The organism is Nonomuraea sp. NPDC049750 (assembly GCF_040659625.1).
Classification (GTDB): Bacteria; Actinomycetota; Actinomycetes; order Streptosporangiales; family Streptosporangiaceae; genus Nonomuraea.
Map to the genome: position 1 here is coordinate 498,891 of NZ_JBFANB010000002.1, position 19,759 is coordinate 518,649.

Below are 19,759 nucleotides of genomic sequence, written 5' to 3' on the forward strand. Positions count from 1 at the left end.
GGCATTCGTCGAGAAACTGATCGAAACGCGCGGCCCCGACCTGCACTAGCGCGTGATCGCGCGGGCGAACAGGGCGGCGTGCGCCGTCATCCGCCGCCGGGCCAGCGCGCGCTGCTCCGGCGTGGCCCCGTCATGCAGCCACAGCACGCGGGCGTGCGCTATCGGGCCCAGCAGCGAGTACGCGAGATCGTCCGGCGACCCCAGATCGTCGCGCACCCGCCCCTCGGCCAGCCAGCGCGCGAACACCTCCGCCAAGCCCGCCAGCGCCCGCTCGATGCCCAGGCCGAGCATCTCGTCGTGGATCAGCCCGTCGCGGGAGACCAGGCTGATGCTCTGCCTGGCCTGCGGCGTGTCCCAAGCGGCCAGCACGCGGTCGGCGAACGCGCGGACGAACTCCGCCGGGTCGTCGCCGGGGCCCTCGCCGCCCAGGGCGACCAGTGCCACCTGCGGCCCGGCCAGGGACATCGCCGCTTCGTAGATCGCCTGCTTGCCGGGGAAGTGCGCGTACAGGACGCTCTCGCTCAGCCCCACCTCGCGGGCGATCGCCCTGATCGAGGTGCCCGCGTAGCCGTGCCGCGCGAACAGCCGCAACGCGGCGTCGAGCAGGGCCGCCTTGGTGTCTCCCGCCTCGGCCTTGGGCGGGCGGCCCGGGCCGCGCCGGCCTGTCGTCATCTCCACAAGGGCCATCCAATCACTTGCAAAATAATCGAGTGTTCTATTATTTTAGCAGCAGCCGAGAGGAGCAGAAGATGTCCAAGTCCAGAATTCCGGAACGCGAGATCGCCGAGCGGCCCGAGGGATACGGCGGGCCCAACCTGTCGCCGGTCGGCCTGGAGCTGGCTCCGCACGCCTTCGCCGACGGTGTGTACGCGCTGATGGCCGGCATCCCGCCCAAGGACAACAACGGCCTCATCGCCGGCCGCGACGCCGCGCTGGTGGTCGACGCGGGCATCACGCCCGCGATCTCCCACCAGATCCAGCGCCTCGCCGCCGAGCTGACGGCCAAGCCGGTGCGCTACCTGGTCAACACGACGTATCACGGCGACCACACGTTCGGGAACGCCGCGTTCCCCGCGGAGGTGGTCGTCGTCTCGTCGCGGCGGAACAAGAACGAGATGTCCGACCTCGCGTACGAGAAGGAGATCAGGTCCGCCAACATGTACGGCGACGGCGGGCTGCTCGACGAGGTGAGCCGGTGGCGTAGCCCGGACGTGGTGTTCGACTCCTACGCCGAGATCGACCTGGGCGGGCGGCTGGTCCAGCTGCACCACTTCGGGCCGGGCAACGGCCCCGGCGACACCGTCGTGTACGTCCCCGACACCCGCACCGCGTGGACCGGCAACTTCCTCTGCCACGCGGGCACCGCGCACATGCTGTTGCAGGGCGGACCCGAGCCCTACCTGGCCTCACTGCGCCGGATGCGTGAGGCGCTGCCCGAGCTGGACACGATCGTGCCGGGTCATGGGCCGATGGGTGACGGGCACGCGGCCATCGACGCGCTCGTCGGCTACCTGGAGGTGCTCCACGACGAGGTCGCCGCGAGCGTGGCGGCCGGGCGAAGCCTGGAGGAGACGTTCGCCGCCTGCTCGGACCCGTGGGCGGAGCGGCTGGACCCGGCGCTGTCGGCGGCGCTCACGGCCTACGCGGTGCCACGGGAACTGGCGCAGGCCGGCATGCTTCAGCTCTGTCGTGACCTGCACCGGCTGAACATCCTGGCCACCTACCGTCTCTATGAGGGTCTGTGACCGCCATGGTCTCGATCTCTGTGACGGTCTGTGGTGGCTGATGTCCTTCTGGGAGGTACCCCCTTCGGGGGTGAGATGGAACGCGTCCGATGCGGTGGGTGTTCTTAGGGGAGGTACCCCCTTCGGGGGGTGGGACAGAACGCGTCCGATGTCGCTGGTGTTCCTACGGGGATGCCCCTTCGGGGGCCGCTATGGCTGGGGTTTCGTCGGGGGCGAGGGAGAAGGGCCGTCGTCGCTGGTGTCCCTCTGGGGGGTTTTGTCCTGGTCGCTCCAGATGAGCAGGGCGACGCCGGCTGCCGCGACCGCGAGGTACACGGGGGTCGGGATGTCGAACAACCTGTGCAGCAGACCCCATTCGGTGTCGAAGAAGACTCGCGCCACGAATCCGCCCAACCCCTGAATGACCGCGATCACGCCCAGAAATCCCCTCATGCCTCCACCATGGCGGGCCGGTGGAGGCACGGGCATCGAACCTAGGGCTATCTCAGGGCCTACTAAAGTTCAGGCCGTCACGGGCAGGCCGTCACGGGCAGGCCGTCACGGGTAGAGGCCGCGCATCTGGTGCGCCTCCGCCACCCGGCCGACGCCGATGACGTGCGCCGCCTGCCGCAGGGTGAGGTCGCGGGCCGTGGCCAGCGAACGCACCTCGGCGTAGGCGCCCTCCATCAGCTCGCGCAGCTTCAGCTCCACCTCGCTGCCGCTCCAGGAGTAGGCCTGCATGTTCTGCACCCACTCCAGGTACGACACGATCACCCCGCCCGCGTTGGCCAGGATGTCGGGCACCACGATCGTGCCGCCCGCGGCCAGGATCTCGTCCGCCTCCGGCGTGGTGGGCCCGTTGGCGCCCTCCACGATCAGGCGGGCGCGGATGCGCGGCGCGTTCTCGGCGGTGATCGCCCCCTCCAGGGCCGCGGGCACCAGCACGTCCACGTCCAGCTCGAACAGCTCGGCGTGGTCCAGGGCGTCCGCGTGGCGGTAGCCGGACACGCCGCCCGACTCGGCGGCCCAGGCGCGCAGGTCGGCGATGTCGAGCCCGCCGGGGGCGTACACCGCGCCCGTCGCGTCGGACACGGCGACCACCGTGCAGCCGGCGTCGGAAAAGTACTGCGCGGCCGGGGCGCCCACCTTGCCGAACCCCTGTACGGCCACCGTCACGCCCTCGGGCGAGCGGCCGAGCGCGCACATGGCGGCGATCTGGACGCCGCGCGCGGTCGAGCCGGTCCGGCCGAGCGAGCCGCCCAGCGTCAGCGGCTTGCCGGTGACCACACCGGGCACCGAGTAGCCGGTGTTGACGCTGTAGGTGTCCATGATCCAGGCCATGGTCTGCTCGTCGGTGCCGACGTCAGGGGCCGGGATGTCCTTCTCCGGGCCGATCATCGGCAGGATCTCGTTGACGTAGCGGCGGGTCACGCGCTCCAGCTCGCGCTGGGTGAGCTCGGTCGGGTCCACGGCCACGCCGCCCTTGGCGCCGCCGTACGGGATGCCGACCAGCGCGCACTTCCACGTCATCCACATCGCCAGCGCGGTGACCTCATGGATGTCGGTGCTGGGGTGGAAGCGGAGGCCGCCCTTGGCGGGCCCGCGTGAGACGTTGTGCTGGACCCGGAAGCCTTGTACGACGTCCATGCGCCCGTCCTCGCGGCGCACGGGGACCGAGACGGTCAGCGAGCGGCGCGGCGTGGCGAGCATCGTGCGGAGCCCGGCGTCGAGCCGGAGATGTTCGGCGGCTTGGTCCAGCTGGTGGAGAGCCGAGTCGAGAGCCTGGCGGCCAGGTGTGATCAGGGCCGGCGTCCTTGACGGCACCATGACGGTCATGGAAGGGAGTCCTCCTGTTGTCTACGCCCGGTACGTAGGACAGGCGCCATTGCCTGCCTTGTTTGGGCGTTCGTGTCACGATCATCCTAGAGCGCGGCGTTTATCGCCGCCTACGGTTTTCGGATTGCCGTATCCAAGGCGATCTGCTGTCATCAATTACATGCGCTGAGCGGGATGCTGCAAACGCGCCACTCTGGCAGGCTTGCCCCGGCAAGTGTGCCGAACTGTCGAATCTGGGGGACTGATGCCCGCACTGGTCGTCGGGCCCATGCTGCGTTACGTCGATTCAGCCAGCGCCTCGATCTGGGTGGAGGTCGGCGAACCCGGCGTGGTCACCGTGGAAGCCGCGGGCCGGGCCTTCACCTCGTCCACGTTCACCGTCCACGGACACCACTACGCGATCGTCGATCTGCTCGGCCTGACCGAGGACGTCGACTCCTACGTGGTCAAGATAGGGGAAGAGCGGGTCTGGCCGCTGGAAGGCTGGCCACCCAGTCGGATCAGGTTGTTCCCGGCGGAGGGGCCGAGCCGGCTGGCGTTCGGCTCCTGCCGTACGAGCGTGCCCCACGAAGGCACGTACGTCCTGACCCACGGCGAGGACGTGCTGCGCACCTACGGCTCGCACCTCAAGGACGCCGGCCCCGAGGAGTGGCCGGACCTGCTGCTGCTCCTCGGCGACCAGGTCTACGCCGACAACCCGTCGCCCGAGATGCTGGAGTTCATCGCCGCGCGCCGGAACAGCGAGCCGCAGAAGGAGATCGCCGACTTCGAGGAGTACGCCGAGCTCTACCGCCAGGCGTGGACCGAGCCGGAGATCCGGTGGGCGCTGTCCACCGTGCCCACCGCGATGATCTTCGATGACCACGACCTGCGCGACGACTGGAACACCTCACAGACGTGGCGCGAGCAGATGGCCGCGACCTCCTGGTGGAAGCGCCGGGTGATCGCCGGGCTCGGCGCCTACTGGGTCTACCAGCACCTCGGCAACCTGTCGCCGGCCGAGCGGGCGGACGACGCGCTGCTGGCCGGCCTGCTGAAGGGCGAGGGCGGCGACGCGCTCGACGCCTTCGCCGAGCGGGCCGACGCCGACCCGAGCAGCAACCGGTGGAGCTACTCCCGCGAACTCGGCGACACCCGCCTGATCATGGTCGACACCCGCTGCGCCAGGCAGCTCACCCCGGGCGACCGGCGGATGCTCGACCCGGTCGAATGGGCCTGGCTGCGGGAAGAGGTCGCCAAGCCGGCCGAGCGGCTGGTCATCGGCTCGTCGATCCCGTTCCTGCTGCCGGAAGGCGTGCACTTCGTACAGAACTGGAACGAGGCGCTGTGCGACGGCAAGTGGGGCCGGTTAGTCGCGCGGCTCTCGGAGCGGTTCCGGCAGGCGATCGACCTGGAGCACTGGGCGGCCTTCCGCCGCTCGTTCGAGGATCTGGCCCGGCTGCTGGTCGAGGTCGGCAAGCCGGTGCTGGTCCTGTCCGGCGACGTGCACTACTCCTACCTGGCCAAGGTCAACGGCCGGCCGATCTACCAGGTCGTCTGCTCGCCGATCCGCAACCCGCTCAGCCCGGTGCTGCGCTGGGCCAACGTGTTCAGCCAGTTCGGCCTGGCCACGCTGGTCGGCGGGCTGCTGGCGCGGCTGGCCCGCATTCCGCGCCCGCCGTTCCGCTGGGAGGTCATCGCCGGGCCGTGGTTCCAGAACGCCGTGGCCACGCTGACCCTCCCTGGCGAACTGGACTGGTACGAATCATCCGGTGACACGGTCAAGCACATCGATTCTGTACGGATTCCGTGAAAACGGTTATCGTTGGCTTTTGTGTACCATGACCAGTACTCCGTCGCCGTGCCCTTCTACGACCTGTGGCACGAGGACGGGCACGTCCCGGAAGTACGCCGGCTCCTTCCGCCGCTGCTCAGCGGCATCGGTCGGAGCATCATGGAGATCGGGGCCGGCACCGGCCTGATCACCGAGCTGATCGCGTGGGAGACGCCGGCGGAGATCTATGCCGTCGAACCGTCGCTCGGCATGCGCTCGGTCCTGGTCTCCCGCCTGGCCGAGCGCGCCGACCTGCTGTCCCGCGTGACCGTCCTGCCGTGCGGCGCGCTCGACGTGGAGGTCGACGAGCCGGTCGAGGCCATCGTGATGATCTCGGTCCTGCACGGCTTCGACGCCGCCGAGCGGGAGCGGCTCTGGGAGGTCCTGGCCAGGCAGCTCGAACCCGGCGGGCTGCTGGTGTTCAACCACCGCGAACCGCCTCCCGCCGTCCCGGGCGAGCTCGAGCGCATGGGGTCGTACCAGGTCGGCAGGCACACGTACGAGATCTGGGGACAGGTGCTGGAGGCGGCCGGCGAGACCGTCAGGTGGCGCTTCCTCTACCAGATCAGGCAGCGCGGGGTGCTGATCAGCGAGGACGAGGTGGTGAGCGTCAGCCACCGGCCCGGCAGGGCGCGGCTCGACGCCGAGCTGGACGCGGCCGGCTTCACGGCCCAGCGGGCCGCGGAGGGCCTCCTGGCGTGGCGACTCAACGGTAGTTCATGGAAATAGCGTGAAATAGGTGGAACCGAGGTCCCGCGTGCGGTCAACAACAGGGTGACCGCATGAGAGAGGACCGGCACGTGGTGGGTGTTCAGGAGAAACCTGAAACGCTGGACGACTCGGCGCTGATCGCGCAGTCGGTGATTGATCCGGAACGTTTCGCGGTGCTGTTCGACCGGCACGCCGACGAGATCCACCGGTACGCGGCCAGGCGCCTCGGTCCCGAAGCGGCCGAGGACGTGACGGGCGAGGTGTTCCTGGTCGCCTTCCGCGTCCGGGCCCGCTATGACCGTACGTGGCCGGACGCCAGGCCCTGGCTGTACGGCATCGCCACCAAGGTCGTCGCCCAGCATCGCAGGGCGGAGCGACGGCGCATTCACGCGATGTCGAAGGTGAGCGCGGAGCGGCCGGGCTCGTTCGACGACCGCAGCGCGGACCGGGTCACCGCCGAGCAGCTTCAGCCCAGGCTGGCGCGGGCGCTGACCAGGCTCAGCGCGGCGGAGCGCGACCTGCTGCTGCTGGTGGCGTGGGCGGACCTGACGTACGAGGACGCGGCGCTCGCGCTCGGCGTGCCGGTGGGCACGGTCCGGTCCAGGCTGCACCGGCTCCGCGTCAAGGTACGCAGAGCTCTCGGCGGCATCGACCCCTTCGCAGAGGAGCCCCAGCATGGATGACGAGATCCGGATGTTCGCGGACGGGAGGCCGGCCGCTCCGCCGTACCCGCAGGAGGCCCGCGCGAAGGCGCGTGAACGGTTGCTACGAGAGGCCCGCGAGGGGCGCGGGTTTCGCTTGCCGAAGCTGGGCTGGCAGGCCGCGGCCGCGTTCGGGGTGACGGTCGCTCTTGTCGGGGGCGTGGCCGTGGCTCTGTCGGCGCAGCAGCCGAAGATCGGGGTGGCGACGTCGGCCGCCACCCAGTCGGCGGCCGTGTCGGACGGTGAGCTGCAGCCCAAGCCGGGGCAGTTCATCATGGTCGCGTCCAACACGATGTACAGCTCGTTCACGCAGGCCAACGGCAAGATGACCCGCTATCTCTACCGGACGCACCGCGAGATCTGGCAGTCGGCTGATGCCAGCGCGGACGGCCTGCTGCTCATCGCGGGGCTCTCGCCCAAGCCGTGGCCGGGCGAGCCGCTGCCCGCGGAGGCACAGAAGTGGAAGGGGGAGAGCTGGATGCAACTCGCCTCCTGCCCGGACCGGCTCGCGGCCTTCCGGACCGACTACGCCTACCTCAGCACGCTGCCGAACGACCCGACGGCGATGCGGGACTTCCTCTACAAGCGGCAGTCCGCGCGGTCCGGCGGCAAGGAGGTCGCCGGCAAGGGGGAGGCCGACCGGGAGGCGTTCGTCGCGGCGGGGGACCTGGTCAGGGAGACCTACATGCCCAAGGCGCAGCGTGACGCGCTGTTCGAGGCGGCCAAGGAGATCCCGGGGGTGCAGGTGGCAGAGGGGGTCGAGGACTCCGCTGGACGCCAGGGGGTGGCCCTGGGCAGGGAGTCGGAGGGGACCCTGGATCAGCTGATCTTCGATCGGGACACGCACATGCTGCTGGGGGAGCGGCACACGGTCGTGGACGCCAAGGCCGCCGGCGCGCCGGTGGGCAGCGTGCTCGCCCTGACGGCCCAGCTGAAGGTGGCCGTCGCGGACCGGCTGCCGGAGCAGGCGAGTAAGGGGGAGAAGGACTCCTCCTGCATGCCTCAACCCGGCGCGACTGCGGATTCCACCGGACAGCCGACCGCTCCGCCCACTGTCGAGGTGACCGTCACGGCCACCGCTCCGGCTCCTGTTGAGACGACCGTCCCGCCCACCGCTGAGCCGAGCAACTCGGTCGGCGCTGAGCCGAGCAACTCGGTCGGCGCTGAGCCGACCTACTCGGCCGGCGCTGAGCCGACCTACTCGGCCAACGCTGAGCCGACGGTCACCATTGAGCCGTCGGCCCCAGTCCCTACGAAGACCGGCTGAACCAGTACGGCCCGCGCCCCGGAGTAGATGCGCGGGCCGTACCTGTTTCCAGGTGTGGTCTCTAGTTCTGACCGAAGGAGGCCAGCGCGTCGGCGAGCTGGTCGACCGCCCAGACCAGGTCCTCCTCCGAGATCACGATCGGCGGCGCCAGCCGGATCGTGGAGCCGTGCGTGTCCTTGGCCAGCACGCCGCGCGCCATCAGCGCCTTGGACAGCTCGCGCCCGCTGGCCAGCGACGGGTCGATGTCGACGCCCGCCCACAGCCCGCGCCCGCGTACCGTCACCACGCCGTGGCCGATCAGCTCGCGCAGCCGCGCGTGCAGCACCTCGCCGAGCTCGGTCGCCCTGGCCTGGAACTCGCCGGTGTTGAGGATCTCGATCACCGCGTTGCCGACCGCGCAGGCCAGCGGGTTGCCGCCGAAGGTGGAGCCGTGCTGGCCCGGCTTGATCACGCCGAGGATGTCCGCGTTCGCGGCGATCGCCGAGACCGGTACGACGCCGCCGCCGAGGGCCTTGCCCAGGACGTACATGTCGGGCACGACGCCCTCGTGGTCACAGGCGAACGTCTTGCCGGTGCGGCCGAGACCCGACTGGATCTCGTCGGCGATCATCAGGATCCCCTGGGCGGTGCACAGCTCCCGCACCTGCGGGAGGTAGCCGTCCGGCGGCACCAGCACCCCGGCCTCGCCCTGGATGGGCTCCAGCAGCACCGCCACCGTGTCGGCGTCGATGGCCTCCCTGATCGCCTCGACCGAGCCGTACTTAACGATCCGGAATCCCGGGGTGTAGGGCCCGAAATTGTCGCGGGCGTCGGGGTCGGTGGAGAAGCTGACGATCGTGGTCGTCCGGCCGTGGAAGTTGTCCTCCATCACGATGATGTTGGCCTGCTCGGGCCGGACGCCCTTGACCTCGTAGCCCCACTTGCGGGCGACCTTGACGGCGGTCTCGACGGCCTCGGCGCCGGTGTTCATCGGCAGGATCATGTCCTTGCCGGTGAGGTCGCCGAGCCCGGCACAGAACGTGGCGAACTGGTCGTGATAGAACGCCCGGCTGGTCAGCGTCAGGTTCTTCAGCTGCTCCTGAGCCGCCTGGATGATCTTCGGGTTGCCGTGCCCGAAGTTGAGCGAGGAGTAGCCGGACAGGCAGTCCAGGTAACGCTTGCCCTCGACGTCGGTCACCCACGCGCCGTGCGCCTCGTGGATGACCACGGGCAGCGGGTGGTAGTTGTGCGCGCTACGGCGCTCGCTTACGTCGATCAGCTCTTGGGTGGTGCTCATCTCAGTTCTCCCCCCGGATCTCCAGCGTGCAGCACTTGGGGCCGCCGCCTGCCTTGCGCAGCTCTGACAGGTCGACGGGGATCGGCTCGTAGCCGCGCCGCTTGAGCTCCAGCTGGAGGTCGCCCGCCTCGGCGTTGATCACCACGTGGGTGCCGTCGCTGACCGCGTTCAGCCCGAGGACCTCGGCGTCGGTGTCGGTCGCGAGCACCGCGTCCGGGAACAGCCGGGCCAGCACCGCGCGGCTGCCCTCGGAGAAGGCGGCGGGGTAGTAGGCGACGTTGCGGCCGTCGATCGGGAACAGCGCCGTGTCGAGGTGGTAGAAACGCGGGTCCACCAGCGTCAGCGAGATCACCGGCCGGCCGGTGAACTCCTGCGCCTCCTGGTGCGCCGCCAGGTTCGTACGGAAGCCGGTGCCGGCCAGGATGACGTCGTCGAGCGTGAGGAAGTCACCCTCGCCCTCGTTGACGTGCACCGGCTCCTTGACCGGGAAGCCGTTCTCGGCGAACCAGCGCAGGTAGGCCGGACCCTCGGCGGCCCGCTCCGGGAAGGCGAACCTGGCGCCGTAGACGCGCCCGCCGACGACCAGGGCGCCGTTCGCGGCGAAGACCATGTCGGGCAGACCCTCGACGGGATCGATGAGGCTGACCTGGTGCCCGAGGCTCTCGTAAGCCGATTTGAGGCCCTCCCACTGCCGGATCGCGAGATCGCGGTCGGTGTCGGCCTCGGGATGCATCCACGGATTGATCGCGTACTCGACCGTGAAGTATTCGGGGCGGCACATGAGGAAGTGCTTGGGCATGCAGGTCTCCGTCGGGGTCGTCGGGAAATGCCCCCTGCGGGGACGAAGACAGCCTAGAAATTTATGTTTGCGCAGGCCAAGGGGTTGACATTGCGTGTGCGCGCGGGTCTGTTGCGAGTCTCAGCCACCGACCTGCGTTCTGTTGCGCTCACCCGGTACGGCACCCCCGAACGGGTCCGATTCCGGCAGGGCACCGCTGGTGGGCGGCACCTCGGGGATGGCTCCCGGCGGCAGGTCGACGAGCCGCGACAGCACGATCGAGCTCTTGGTCCGCACCACGAACGCCTCGGCGGCCAGCCGCTCGATCACCCGCTCGACGTGCCGTACGTCCGTGGCCCGGATGTGCACCAGCGCGTCGGCCTCCCCGGTGATCGTGGCCGCCGCGACGACCTCCGGGCACTTGGCCACGGCCAGCGCGATGTCGGACGGCTTGGTCTTGCCCTGGCAGAACAGCTCGACGTACGCCTCGGTGGTCCAGCCGAGCGCCTGCGGCGCAACCCTGGCGCTGAACCCGGTGATCGCCCCGGCGTCGCGCAGCCGGTCGACCCGGCGCTTCACGGCCGACGCGCTCAGGGCGACCCGCTGCCCGATCTCCGCATAGGTCTGGCGGGCGTCGTCGACGAGCGCCGCGATGATGTCACGATCCAGCCGGTCCAGTTCCACGCGCCCTGTATACAGCCAATCCCGGCTGGCGCGCGACGAGCGCGCCGGGGGAGACTGGGCGCTCGATCTTTCACCGGAGGATACTGGGCAAGTGAGCAGCGCAGCCTTTCCCGAGAATTTCGTCTGGGGCGTCTCGACGTCCGCCTATCAAATTGAGGGCGCCAATGTGGCCGACGGCCGGGGACCGTCCATCTGGGACACCTTTTCCGATTCGCAGGCCGCCTGCGACCATTACCACAGATACGTCGAGGACATCGGCCTGCTGAAAGACCTGGGCGTGACCGCCTACCGTTTCTCGGTGAGCTGGCCGCGGGTCGTTCCCGACGGCTCGGGGCGGGTCAACACCGCCGGGCTGGATTTCTACGAGAAGCTGGTCGACGAATTACTCGGCGCGGGCATAAAGCCGTACGCGACCCTCTACCACTGGGATCTGCCGCAGGCGTTGGAGGACGAGGGCGGCTGGGCCCTCCGCGACACGGCCGCTCATTTCGCCGACTACGCGCGGGTCGTGCACGATCGGCTGGGCGACCGCGTCGACACCTGGTTCACGGTCAATGAGCCGTGGGTGGCGGCCTTTCTGGGTTATGGCTCCGGCATTCACGCGCCGGGCCGCACCTCGGCGGCCGACGCCTTCAGGAGCGCGCACCACCTGCTGCTGGCGCACGGGCTCGCGACCCGGGCGCTGCGCCCGTCCAAGGTGGGGCTGGTGCTCAACTTCGGCCCCGTCATGACGCCGGGCCAGGTCGGCGACCTGTCGATGGAGTTGCCGGAGGAGGACGCGGAGGCGGTGGCCAGGATCGACACGCTGCTGCACCGGCAGTTCCTGGAGCCCGTGCTGCGCGGCGCCTATCCCGCCGAACTGCTCCCGGTCATCGAGCGGACCGCGGGTCTCGACCACATCCAGGACGGCGACCTGGCCACCATTTCCCAGCCGATCAACCTGCTCGGCGTCAATTACTACGCGCCGACCGTCGTACAGGCCCAGCCGAGCCAGCCCGCCGACCCGGCCTATCCGGGAAGCGCGGGAATTCTCTTCTGCACCGTGCCGACCGCGGTGACCGCGATGGGCTGGCCGATCGTCCCTGACGCACTCCCGCTGCTGCTCCGCCGCCTTTCCCGGGAATATCCAGAAACCCAGTTGATGCTCACCGAGAACGGCGCAGATTTCGTCGACGTGATATCGGGCGACGGCATTCACGACGTCGACAGGATCAATTTCATCGAGGAGCACCTGCGCGCGCTCCGGGTGTCTGTCGAGGAGGGCGCGCGGGTCAGCGGATATCTGCTCTGGTCATTGCTGGACTGCCTGGAATGGGCCGATGGGTACCAGCGCAAGTTCGGCGTCTACCACGTCGACTTCGCCACCCAGCGGCGGCGGCCGAAGGACAGCGCCCACTGGTACCGCGATGTCATCAAGCGCAACGGCCTGGGCGAGAGCCGCCCGAAACGGCCCACGCTGGAGACCGTCGCCGCCCGCGCGTCGGTCTCCAGGGCCACGGCGTCCCGCGTCATGAACGGTGAGGCGTCGGTCAGCTCCGAGGCCCGCGCCAGCGTGCTGCGCGCCGTACAGGAGTTGGGCTACGTCCCCAACGCGGCGGCCCGCAGCCTGGTCACGCGCCGCACGGAGTCGATCGCGCTGGTCCTGTCCGCGCCCAGGCCCGGCGGCGAGGCGCTGACCGCGGCCGTCGTCCAGTACGTCACGAGCGTCCTGGAAGGGGCGGGCAAGCGGATCACGCTCATGCTCGCCGACACGGCGGAGAGCCACCGGCGCATCGTCCAGCACGTCGAGGCCCGGCTGGTGGACGGTGTCATCCTCGCCATGCCGGACCGGACCGGCCCGCTGACCGAGAGCCTGGGCCGCACGGGCCTGCCGCTGGTCCTGCTCGGCAAGCCGCCGGTCGCCTCCCTGATCCCTTACGTGGACGTGGACAACATCGGTGGCGCGGCGGCGGCGACGAACCACCTCCTGGCCGCCGGCCGTCGCGACCTCGGCATCATCTGCGGCCCCCTGGACGTGGTCACGGTCCAGGACCGCCTGACAGGCCACCGGAACGCGCTCGAACGGGTGGGCGCGCACCCCTTGATCGCCACCGCCGAGCCCACCCTGGAGTCGGGCGCGGCGGCGGCGCGGCGCCTGCTCGCGGACAACCCCCGGCTGGACGCCGTCTTCGCCACCTCCGACCACCTGGCGATCGGCGCGCTGCGCGCGGCCCGGCAGGCGGGCAGGCGGGTGCCCGAGGACCTGGCGATCGCGGGCTTCGACGACATAGACGCGGCCGCCTGCACCACCCCGTCCCTCACCACGGTCCAGGCCCCGGTCGCGGAGCAGGCCATGGCGCTGGCCAGGCTGCTGCTGTCGAGGCTGGAAGGCAGGCACACCACGTCGGTCATCGTCCCGACCCGCCTCGTGGTGCGGGAATCCACCTAGACGGCCTCACCGCTTTGACGGCCTCCCCGCGTCCGGCTCACTCGGCCGGGCGCGGGGGCTATAGCGCGTCGGCGAGATGGGGGAAGACCTTGGACACCTTCGCGAGGAGATAGTTTCCGTATGTGCCGCTGAACGCCCGCAGATCCTGCCCGTCCCAGCGCGCGCGGCCCCCCGGTGTGTACGGAAGCGGCGGCACCTCACAATCCCAACCGGGATCGAAGAAGAACGGATAACTCAGACGCTCGTTGCCGCTCAGGTTGCGCACCCGGTGCGGGGTGGACCGATAGAGACCCCCAGTCAGCTTGTCCAGCATGTCGCCGATGTTGCAGACGAACGTGCCCGGCAGCGGTGGCGCGTCGACCCAGCCGCTAGAGGTGTGGACCTGGAGCCCTTCGTTGCCGTCCTGAAGCAGGAGAGTGAGCAGCCCATAGTCGGTGTGCTCGCCGACGCCCCACTCGTCCTTGTTCGGCACCGCAGGCGGATAGTGAAATATCCGGAAAAGGATGGTCGGATCGGCCGTGTAGCCGGTACGGAAATAGTCCTCGGGCAATTCCAGGCTGAGCGCGATCCCCGACATGACGGCCTGGGCGACACCGGTCATCGTGCCGAGGTAGTCAAGCACGGCCGCGCGCAGCTCGGGCACCTGGTCCGGGAACAGGTTCGGGCCGTGCAGCGGCACCTCGCTCGCGGGCTCCTCGGCGCCGAAGTAGACGCCTTCCTTCTGGTCCGGCCGCCCGGAGGTCAGCTCGTCGCCGACCGGGAAGAACCCGCGCCAGGCCCGGCCGCCGCGCTCCATCGAGATCTCGTTCTTCACCTCGACCGGCAGCTCGAAGAACCTCCTGGCCGCCGCGTCGAGGCGGGCGACGAGCTCGGGGGAGACCCCGTGACCCGAGACGTAGAAGAAACCGCTGTCCCGGCAGGCGGCGCCGATCCATTCCGCAACAGCACCCCTGTCCTTGGAGGAGAGGAGCGGTGAGATATCGATCACCGGCAATTCGCTCACGACGCCATTGTTCCGCATTCCCGGCGATTAGCATCGAATGACAGGACCGCGTTGGAGGCCGCATGCGCTTCACTCGCCGGAACGAGCACGAGCACGGGGACGAATCCGACGAGCCACGCCAGGTCGCCCGTATCGCCCCCGCCGTCGCGTACGACGGAGACCTCTACCACCTGCCCGACTGGGCGCAGCGCCGCCGCGAAGAACGCGAGCTGGGCCGCGCCCACGCCACCGACGGCCAGATCGACACGCTCACCCTCGAAACCGGCAGCGTGCCGCGCTTCCACGAGCTGGAGGACGAGCGCCTGGCCGAACTGGCCCAGATCGAGAACCTCACCGAGCGCGAGATCCAGCAGGCCCACGCCGAGTTCGAGGCGCAGAAGATCAAGCTGACCGAGTCGCAGCGCACGTTCGGGGAGGCCCGGCAGGCCCTCGACGACACCCAGCGCCGGGTGCGGGAGCTGGAGCAGCCGAGCAGGCGCCCCGGCGACGGTCGCCCGAGCTCCATCGCGCTGTCCGGCAGCCGCTGGCCGGTCGTCCGCCGCTGGCTGCCCGCCGCGCTGCTCCTGCTGCTCCTGCTGATCGTCGAGGTGCCCATCCTCTACCAGGTGATCCTGAACTGGGGCGACAGCGTGGCGATGACCGCCCTGCTCGCGGCGGGCGCCGCATTGATCATGCTGGTCGCGCCGCACATGTACGGCAGGTCGTTCCGGGCCTGGCAGGAGAACGGCAGCCCCGCCAAGGGACGCTGGCTGCTGATCGGTGTCGCGCTCGTCTGGCTCGGCCTGATCGTCGCCGTGGCCGTGCTCCGCCGCGAGGCCCTGGTCAAGCCACTGGTCGTGGACGGTCAGGAGATCGGGCCCACCTCCTCAGGCGTCGGCCTCGTGCCCACCATGATCCTGCTGCTCGCCCTGCTCGTCGCCACCGCGCTGATCGCCGCCGACCTGGGGCGCAGGATGCACAACCCCAACGACCGCCGATTGCGCGAGCTGCGCGCCAAACGCGACGCCGAGGCGTCGGCCTGCGCCGCCGCCCAGGCCGACTACCAGCGAGACGCCGGGTACGCGGAGAGTGTCGCGCAGTACCTCCAGGCCGTCGAACGGCGTCAGGCCAGCAGGATGAGACAGCTCGACAGCGGGTTCGACAGCCTTGGCACGGCGTACCTGGGCGGCGTGGTGGAGGGCCTGCACGACCCGGAGGCGGCGAGCTGGGCCGAACGCATCGTGGTCAGACGCCGCAGCACCAACCCTCAGGGAACCTGAGGTACGGCGGCTCCCTGCGGCGGGCGAGGTGTCTGATCAGCTCAGTTGGCGCGCTCGGCCTCGCCGCGCTCAACGCAGAACTCGTTGCCCTCAGGGTCGCGCAGTGTCACCCAACCGCGCCCGTCAGCCTTGCGGTGGTCCTCGTGCAACTTCGCCCCAAGGGAGATGATGCGCTCCACCTCCTCGTCGCGGGTCCGGTCGGTCGGCATCCAGTCGAAGTGGATCCGGTTCTTCGCCGTCTTGCCCTCCGAAACCCGGATGAACAGCAGGCCCGGCACGGGCGAGGGCGCCACGACGAGCACCTCGGGGTCACCCGGCTCGTCCTCGTCGGACAACGGCCACCCGGTCACCTGGCTCCAGAAGGTCCCCAGCTCGTACGGTTCGGCACAGTCGATCGTCACATGGCGCAGAATCATGACGCCAACCCTAGCCAGGTGATCAGTGCGGTCCCGCCATCTCCCCCGAGAGGCGGTCCCTCAGGTGGTGGAGAACGTGAACCAGTTGACGTTGACGAAGTCGGCCGGCTGCCCGCTGCTGAACGTCAGGTAGACCGTGTGCGTACCGGTCACTCCCGAGATGTTCGCCGGCACCGTCCGCCAGCTCTGCCAGCCGCCCGTGTTGGCCAGCGCAAAGTCGCCGATCGGTGTGGCGGTGGGGCTGTCGAGCCGTACCTGCACGAGCCCGCTCACCCCGGCCCCCGCCCCGGACGCCACCCTGGCCTTGAACTGCCCGGCGGCCGTGGAGCCGAAGTTCACCCCGTCGAAGCGGAGCCAGTCGCCGTTGGCGATGGCGCCGACGTTCTGGCCGCCGCCCGTGTCCGTGGTGGTCTCGACGATGGTGCCCGACTGAGCCTGGTAGCTCTCGGCCTGGATGGTCGAGCGGGCGTCCACCCCGCCTGGCGGGTTGGTCGGTCCGGAGCTGCCGCTCTGCCATACCGCCACGTAGTCGACGACCATCGGCCGCCCCGGCACGGTGGCCGCGACCGGCGTCCCGCTGCCGGCCAGCGCGTTCGGGAAAGCGCCGCCCATGGCCACGTTGAGCAGCAGGAAGTACCCGGCGTGCCCGGTCATGTTGGCCCAGCTCGTGGCGTCCATCTGGGACTGGCTCACGCTGTGGAACTGCTGGCCGTCCACGTACCAGCGCAACTGGTTGGGACTGACGCCGCGGTCCCACTCGAAGCGGTAGGTGTGGAAGGCCTCCTGGCACGTCGAGCCGGGGCAGGCGCGGTTGGCGCCCAGGCCGGTGGTCTCGTTGCACGGCCCGCCGGGGCTCACGCCGCAGTGCAGGACGCCCCAGACGGAGTTGATGCCGTTGACGTTCTCCATGATGTCGAACTCGCCGATGCCCGGCCAGTTCCAGTAGTTGCCCCGGTACGGCGAGCCGAGTGCCCAGAACGCCGGCCAGTAGCCGAGGGCGGCCTGACCGGTCACGTTCGGCATCTGGATGCGGCCCTCGATGCGCAGCACCCGCCCGTCGGCCGGCTTGAAGTCGGACCGCGTCGTCTCGATGCGTGCCGACGTCCATTCGCCGGAGCTGCTGCGCTGGGGCGTGATGCGCAGGTTTCCGGCGCCGTCGAGGCCGAGGTTGGAGGAGGAGCCGGTGTAGTTCTGGATCTCGCCGGTGCCCCAGTTGCCCGGTCCGCCGGGGTACGCGTGCCCGGTGTCCACGATCCAGTTGGCCGACGAGGGCGGCGCGCCCGCGTTGCCGTTGAAGTCGTCCGACCAGACGAGTGACCAGCCGGAAGGGGTTGGGGGCACGGCCGCGGACGCACTCACGGCCACGTGCACGAGGAGGGCGGCGAGCACCGCCAGCGCCACGGCCACCGCCGCCAAGCGCCTGCGGGCCGGTGATTGTGCTGCCATTCCTTGCTCCTGGGGGGATGCGGAGGCTTGAGCAGGGGTTGTTCGTGCTAGAGAGCGCTCTCTCACCGAGACGTAAACACAGGCGTAACGCCGTGTCAACACGGCCTTGACGGCTCAGGGTCAGACCACTCGCCGCCTTTAGAGAGCGCTCTCGAAGTCGCTCCGCTACAGCAGATCGACCGGACTCGCTCCCGCCGCCTCGAACGTCTCCTTCCAGAAGTCCTCCAGCAGTGGAAAACGGTCAGGACTCGCCGTCTTCTCCCGCAAAAACCCATGCACGACCACCCCGTAACCAGCCAGATCAGGCATCAACTGCGACTCCCGCAACTGCTTGGCCTTCTGCTTCCTGGCGGCCTCGCTCAGGTCGAGCTTGTTGATGTTCAGCTCACCCCGGTTGTTGATGAGGTCGCTGAACACGATGATCTGATGCGCCTTGTCGGGTTGCCGCTGGGCGCTCATCTGCTTGACCAGGTACCGAAGCGCCCCCAGCACGTCCGACCCCTCGCCTTCGGTCGGGCAGTCGAACAACTTCACCGCCCGGGGGAGCACCTCGGTGATCCGATGGGCCCGGATGCGGTCTTCGACGACCGGGTTCGCGTTGGGGTTCTCGGCTTTGGTCGCCGCGATGGACACCGGGTCCTGGCGGCACGTACTGCTCTCGGAGCTTCCGGTCACGGCGGCGTACGCGATCCAGTCACAGCCCTGCGCGAAGGCGGGCAACTTGGAGGTGACGTCACTGCGGGAAGTCGCCGGATCGGCATAGCTCGTGGAGTCCACGACCACCCCGCACACAGCCTTCGCCTCAGTCCCACACCCAGCAACCCCGCCCACCACCAGCACCACCACGGCCACCGAAGCCATCGCCCGCCGCGTGACGCCTGCCCAGGCTGTCGACGCCATTGCCCGCCGCGTGACGCCTGCCCAGGCCGCCGAGGCCGTAGCCCGTCGCCCGACGCCTGCCCAGGCCATTGAAGCCCTCGCCTGCAACGCGGTGCCCGCGCAAGCCACTGACCGCCCCCCAACGCCCGCCCGCCGCCTGGCCACCTGCGTCAGGGGCTCCCCCCGCCCCCCGGTGTCGCCGCCACCCGCGTCCGTCATCGCCTTCCTCCAGCCCCCGGCTCGTCACCCTCCGACCTGACCCCCCGATCGGGCGCCGTTTCTTCAATGGGCCCCAGATCGGAGGCCGAGTCCGAGGCGGGGCGGTGGCCTACGCCGGGGCCGGGGCCGGGGCCGGGGCCGGGGCTGGCGTTGGGACCCATGTCGGTGTTCGAGCCGGGACTGGCGTCCGAATCGGAGGCGGCATCCGAATCGGAGGCGGCATCCGAATCGGAGGTGGTGTCCGAACCGACATCCCCTTCGGAACCCTCCGAATCCAGGTCGGCATCGGGGGTTGCCTCTCTGGGCAGGGAGCGCCGCACCTCGCTGGGCAGCGTCCGGGGTATGACCTCGGCGTGCCATACCTCGATCCGCGCCTCGACCTCCTCCATGATCCGCCCGATCTCCTCCCGCCCGGAGACCGCCGCCGCACTGTCCCCCGAGGAGTCCATCGCGATGACCTCGCCCTTCCACAGCGACGGAATCTCCTCTTTACGCGGATGAGCCCGCATCACCCCACCCCGATAGGCGGCGATGAGCTGCTCGGCCCTGGCATGCACGGTCTCCACGGCGTGGTTGCGCTCGATCAGCGCGCTCTCCCACTCCTGCGTGAGCCGCTCGATCTGCGCCCTGGCCCGATGAACCGTGTCACTGGCCTCCTGTAACACCACCCTGCGCCGCGCCTCACCCCGCCGCCGCCTGGCCTCCGCGATGGAAATGAACGCATCCTCCCCACCAGCGGAGACCCGCGTTGAAGCGTTGGCAGAAGCAGCAGCGGAATCACCCGCCGACCCAGCACCCTCGACCCCAGACCCAGACCCAGACCCGGCAATGAACCCGGACCCCGACTCCGACCCTGACCCTGACGCCGACGCCGACCCGGAGCCCGACCCCGACCTTGGCCCGGACCCGTTGCCGTAGCCGCCGTCCGGCCGCAGATCGGCCCGCCCGAGCTCGCGCAGTATCGTCTCCCGAGCCCCCACAGCCCGCTCAAGCAGCGCCGTTCTGGTGGCCGCCAGCCGCCGATCAACCTCGGTGATCCGTTCCCGCGCCAGAGCACGCACCTCGGTCACGTACGAAGGCTGGAACTCCGGGTCCGTGAATTCCCCAAGCGGATGCTGCCGGGCATCCCGCATCCCCTGCCGACGCGCTTCCTCCCGCTCGGCCAGCGGATCGCCCGCCCCCCACTTGAACAGCCGCGACCAGAACGCCATCCGCGTCTCCCGGCAGAGAACCGCTACCCGGCTAGAGTGCCCTGACTCACCACCCTAATCGCTCAATCCCCACCCAAAGCAGCCCTCTCCTCAACGCAAACCAGCCAG

The 19,759-nt window shown here is 69.7% G+C and carries 17 protein-coding genes and 1 pseudogene; 7 read left to right on the plus strand and 11 right to left on the minus strand.

Annotation, left to right across the window (positions count from 1 at the left end; genetic code table 11):
- Positions 1 to 45: 45 nt before the first annotated feature.
- Positions 46 to 687, minus strand: a complete 642-nt coding sequence (locus AB0J16_RS07510; protein WP_358535665.1) for a TetR/AcrR family transcriptional regulator — start codon at positions 685 to 687, stop codon at positions 46 to 48.
- Between the two features lie 62 nt (positions 688 to 749).
- Between AB0J16_RS07510 and AB0J16_RS07515 the strand changes: the two genes are divergently transcribed.
- Positions 750 to 1,745: an MBL fold metallo-hydrolase gene (locus AB0J16_RS07515; RefSeq protein WP_358535667.1), complete on the plus strand. Its 996-nt coding sequence runs from the start codon at positions 750 to 752 to the stop codon at positions 1,743 to 1,745.
- A gap of 189 nt (positions 1,746 to 1,934) precedes the next feature.
- On the opposite strand, the gene AB0J16_RS07520 is transcribed toward AB0J16_RS07515, so the two are convergent.
- Together AB0J16_RS07520 and AB0J16_RS07525 are read right to left on the minus strand one after the other, a co-directional pair.
- A complete protein-coding gene (locus AB0J16_RS07520) occupies positions 1,935 to 2,177 on the minus strand; it encodes a hypothetical protein (protein WP_358535669.1) in 243 nt (80 codons plus the stop codon).
- 105 nt (positions 2,178 to 2,282) lie between these two features.
- On the minus strand, positions 2,283 to 3,560 hold the full coding sequence (locus AB0J16_RS07525) for a Glu/Leu/Phe/Val dehydrogenase (RefSeq protein ID WP_358535671.1): 1,278 nt from the start codon (positions 3,558 to 3,560) through the stop codon (positions 2,283 to 2,285).
- Positions 3,561 to 3,804: 244 nt separating this feature from the next.
- Between AB0J16_RS07525 and AB0J16_RS07530 the strand changes: the two genes are divergently transcribed.
- Genes AB0J16_RS07530 through AB0J16_RS07545 form a run of 4 tightly spaced genes read left to right on the plus strand, consistent with a single transcriptional unit; the run spans position 3,805 to position 8,052 of the window.
- Positions 3,805 to 5,352 carry an alkaline phosphatase D family protein gene (locus AB0J16_RS07530; protein ID WP_358535674.1) on the plus strand — a complete coding sequence of 516 codons (1,548 nt, stop codon included), beginning with the start codon at positions 3,805 to 3,807 and terminating at the stop codon, positions 5,350 to 5,352.
- A gap of 21 nt (positions 5,353 to 5,373) precedes the next feature.
- On the plus strand, positions 5,374 to 6,102 hold the full coding sequence (locus AB0J16_RS07535) for a class I SAM-dependent methyltransferase (protein ID WP_358535676.1): 729 nt from the start codon (positions 5,374 to 5,376) through the stop codon (positions 6,100 to 6,102).
- 53 nt (positions 6,103 to 6,155) lie between these two features.
- Complete coding sequence (locus tag AB0J16_RS07540; protein ID WP_357947452.1) at positions 6,156 to 6,767, plus strand: RNA polymerase sigma factor; 612 nt, start codon at positions 6,156 to 6,158, stop codon at positions 6,765 to 6,767.
- Positions 6,760 to 8,052, plus strand: a complete 1,293-nt coding sequence (locus AB0J16_RS07545) for a CU044_5270 family protein (RefSeq protein ID WP_358535678.1) — start codon at positions 6,760 to 6,762, stop codon at positions 8,050 to 8,052. The genes AB0J16_RS07540 and AB0J16_RS07545 overlap by 8 nt, the downstream gene beginning before the upstream one ends.
- A gap of 61 nt (positions 8,053 to 8,113) precedes the next feature.
- Here AB0J16_RS07545 and rocD read toward each other — a convergent pair whose 3' ends face one another.
- From rocD to AB0J16_RS07560, 3 genes and pseudogenes are all read right to left on the minus strand, one after another.
- The gene (rocD, locus tag AB0J16_RS07550) at positions 8,114 to 9,328 is read right to left on the minus strand and encodes an ornithine--oxo-acid transaminase (RefSeq protein WP_358535680.1); all 1,215 of its coding nucleotides are present in this window, start codon (positions 9,326 to 9,328) and stop codon (positions 8,114 to 8,116) included.
- Between the two features lies 1 nt (position 9,329).
- Positions 9,330 to 10,202: a dimethylargininase gene (gene ddaH / locus AB0J16_RS07555; RefSeq protein ID WP_357948135.1), complete on the minus strand. Its 873-nt coding sequence runs from the start codon at positions 10,200 to 10,202 to the stop codon at positions 9,330 to 9,332.
- A 153-nt stretch (positions 10,203 to 10,355) separates the two neighbouring features.
- Positions 10,356 to 10,790 (minus strand): annotated as a pseudogene (locus AB0J16_RS07560) (Lrp/AsnC family transcriptional regulator); the annotation flags it as partial.
- A 91-nt stretch (positions 10,791 to 10,881) separates the two neighbouring features.
- Here AB0J16_RS07560 and AB0J16_RS07565 point away from each other — a divergent pair.
- Positions 10,882 to 13,218: a GH1 family beta-glucosidase gene (locus tag AB0J16_RS07565; protein ID WP_358535682.1), complete on the plus strand. Its 2,337-nt coding sequence runs from the start codon at positions 10,882 to 10,884 to the stop codon at positions 13,216 to 13,218.
- 58 nt (positions 13,219 to 13,276) lie between these two features.
- Here the strand turns inward: AB0J16_RS07565 and AB0J16_RS07570 are convergent, their stop codons facing one another.
- On the minus strand, positions 13,277 to 14,221 hold the full coding sequence (locus tag AB0J16_RS07570; RefSeq protein WP_358535684.1) for a 2-oxoglutarate and iron-dependent oxygenase domain-containing protein: 945 nt from the start codon (positions 14,219 to 14,221) through the stop codon (positions 13,277 to 13,279).
- 62 nt (positions 14,222 to 14,283) lie between these two features.
- Between AB0J16_RS07570 and AB0J16_RS07575 the strand changes: the two genes are divergently transcribed.
- Positions 14,284 to 15,480, plus strand: a complete 1,197-nt coding sequence (locus AB0J16_RS07575) for a hypothetical protein (protein ID WP_358535686.1) — start codon at positions 14,284 to 14,286, stop codon at positions 15,478 to 15,480.
- 41 nt (positions 15,481 to 15,521) lie between these two features.
- On the opposite strand, the gene AB0J16_RS07580 is transcribed toward AB0J16_RS07575, so the two are convergent.
- The 4 genes from AB0J16_RS07580 to AB0J16_RS07595 form a co-directional block, all read right to left on the minus strand.
- Positions 15,522 to 15,896 carry a VOC family protein gene (locus AB0J16_RS07580; protein WP_358535688.1) on the minus strand — a complete coding sequence of 125 codons (375 nt, stop codon included), beginning with the start codon at positions 15,894 to 15,896 and terminating at the stop codon, positions 15,522 to 15,524.
- A gap of 60 nt (positions 15,897 to 15,956) precedes the next feature.
- Positions 15,957 to 17,342, minus strand: coding sequence for a glycoside hydrolase family 16 protein (locus tag AB0J16_RS07585; protein WP_358535690.1), 1,386 nt, complete (start codon positions 17,340 to 17,342; stop codon positions 15,957 to 15,959).
- A gap of 165 nt (positions 17,343 to 17,507) precedes the next feature.
- Positions 17,508 to 18,242 carry a hypothetical protein gene (locus AB0J16_RS07590; protein WP_358535692.1) on the minus strand — a complete coding sequence of 245 codons (735 nt, stop codon included), beginning with the start codon at positions 18,240 to 18,242 and terminating at the stop codon, positions 17,508 to 17,510.
- A 194-nt stretch (positions 18,243 to 18,436) separates the two neighbouring features.
- Positions 18,437 to 19,651 carry a hypothetical protein gene (locus tag AB0J16_RS07595; protein ID WP_358535694.1) on the minus strand — a complete coding sequence of 405 codons (1,215 nt, stop codon included), beginning with the start codon at positions 19,649 to 19,651 and terminating at the stop codon, positions 18,437 to 18,439.
- Positions 19,652 to 19,759: the final 108 nt, after the last annotated feature.

Coding starts and splice junctions, on each gene's coding strand:
- rocD (WP_358535680.1), bottom strand. CDS start 9,328: ATGAGCACCACCCAAGAGCTGATCGACGTAAGCGAGCGCCGTAGCGCG.
- AB0J16_RS07520 (WP_358535669.1), bottom strand. CDS start 2,177: ATGAGGGGATTTCTGGGCGTGATCGCGGTCATTCAGGGGTTGGGCGGA.
- AB0J16_RS07595 (WP_358535694.1), bottom strand. CDS start 19,651: ATGGCGTTCTGGTCGCGGCTGTTCAAGTGGGGGGCGGGCGATCCGCTG.
- AB0J16_RS07590 (WP_358535692.1), bottom strand. CDS start 18,242: ATGGCGTCGACAGCCTGGGCAGGCGTCACGCGGCGGGCGATGGCTTCG.
- AB0J16_RS07545 (WP_358535678.1), top strand. CDS start 6,760: ATGGATGACGAGATCCGGATGTTCGCGGACGGGAGGCCGGCCGCTCCG.
- AB0J16_RS07585 (WP_358535690.1), bottom strand. CDS start 17,342: ATGGCAGCACAATCACCGGCCCGCAGGCGCTTGGCGGCGGTGGCCGTG.
- AB0J16_RS07530 (WP_358535674.1), top strand. CDS start 3,805: ATGCCCGCACTGGTCGTCGGGCCCATGCTGCGTTACGTCGATTCAGCC.
- AB0J16_RS07575 (WP_358535686.1), top strand. CDS start 14,284: ATGCGCTTCACTCGCCGGAACGAGCACGAGCACGGGGACGAATCCGAC.
- AB0J16_RS07540 (WP_357947452.1), top strand. CDS start 6,156: ATGAGAGAGGACCGGCACGTGGTGGGTGTTCAGGAGAAACCTGAAACG.
- AB0J16_RS07580 (WP_358535688.1), bottom strand. CDS start 15,896: ATGATTCTGCGCCATGTGACGATCGACTGTGCCGAACCGTACGAGCTG.
- AB0J16_RS07510 (WP_358535665.1), bottom strand. CDS start 687: ATGGCCCTTGTGGAGATGACGACAGGCCGGCGCGGCCCGGGCCGCCCG.
- AB0J16_RS07525 (WP_358535671.1), bottom strand. CDS start 3,560: ATGACCGTCATGGTGCCGTCAAGGACGCCGGCCCTGATCACACCTGGC.
- AB0J16_RS07515 (WP_358535667.1), top strand. CDS start 750: ATGTCCAAGTCCAGAATTCCGGAACGCGAGATCGCCGAGCGGCCCGAG.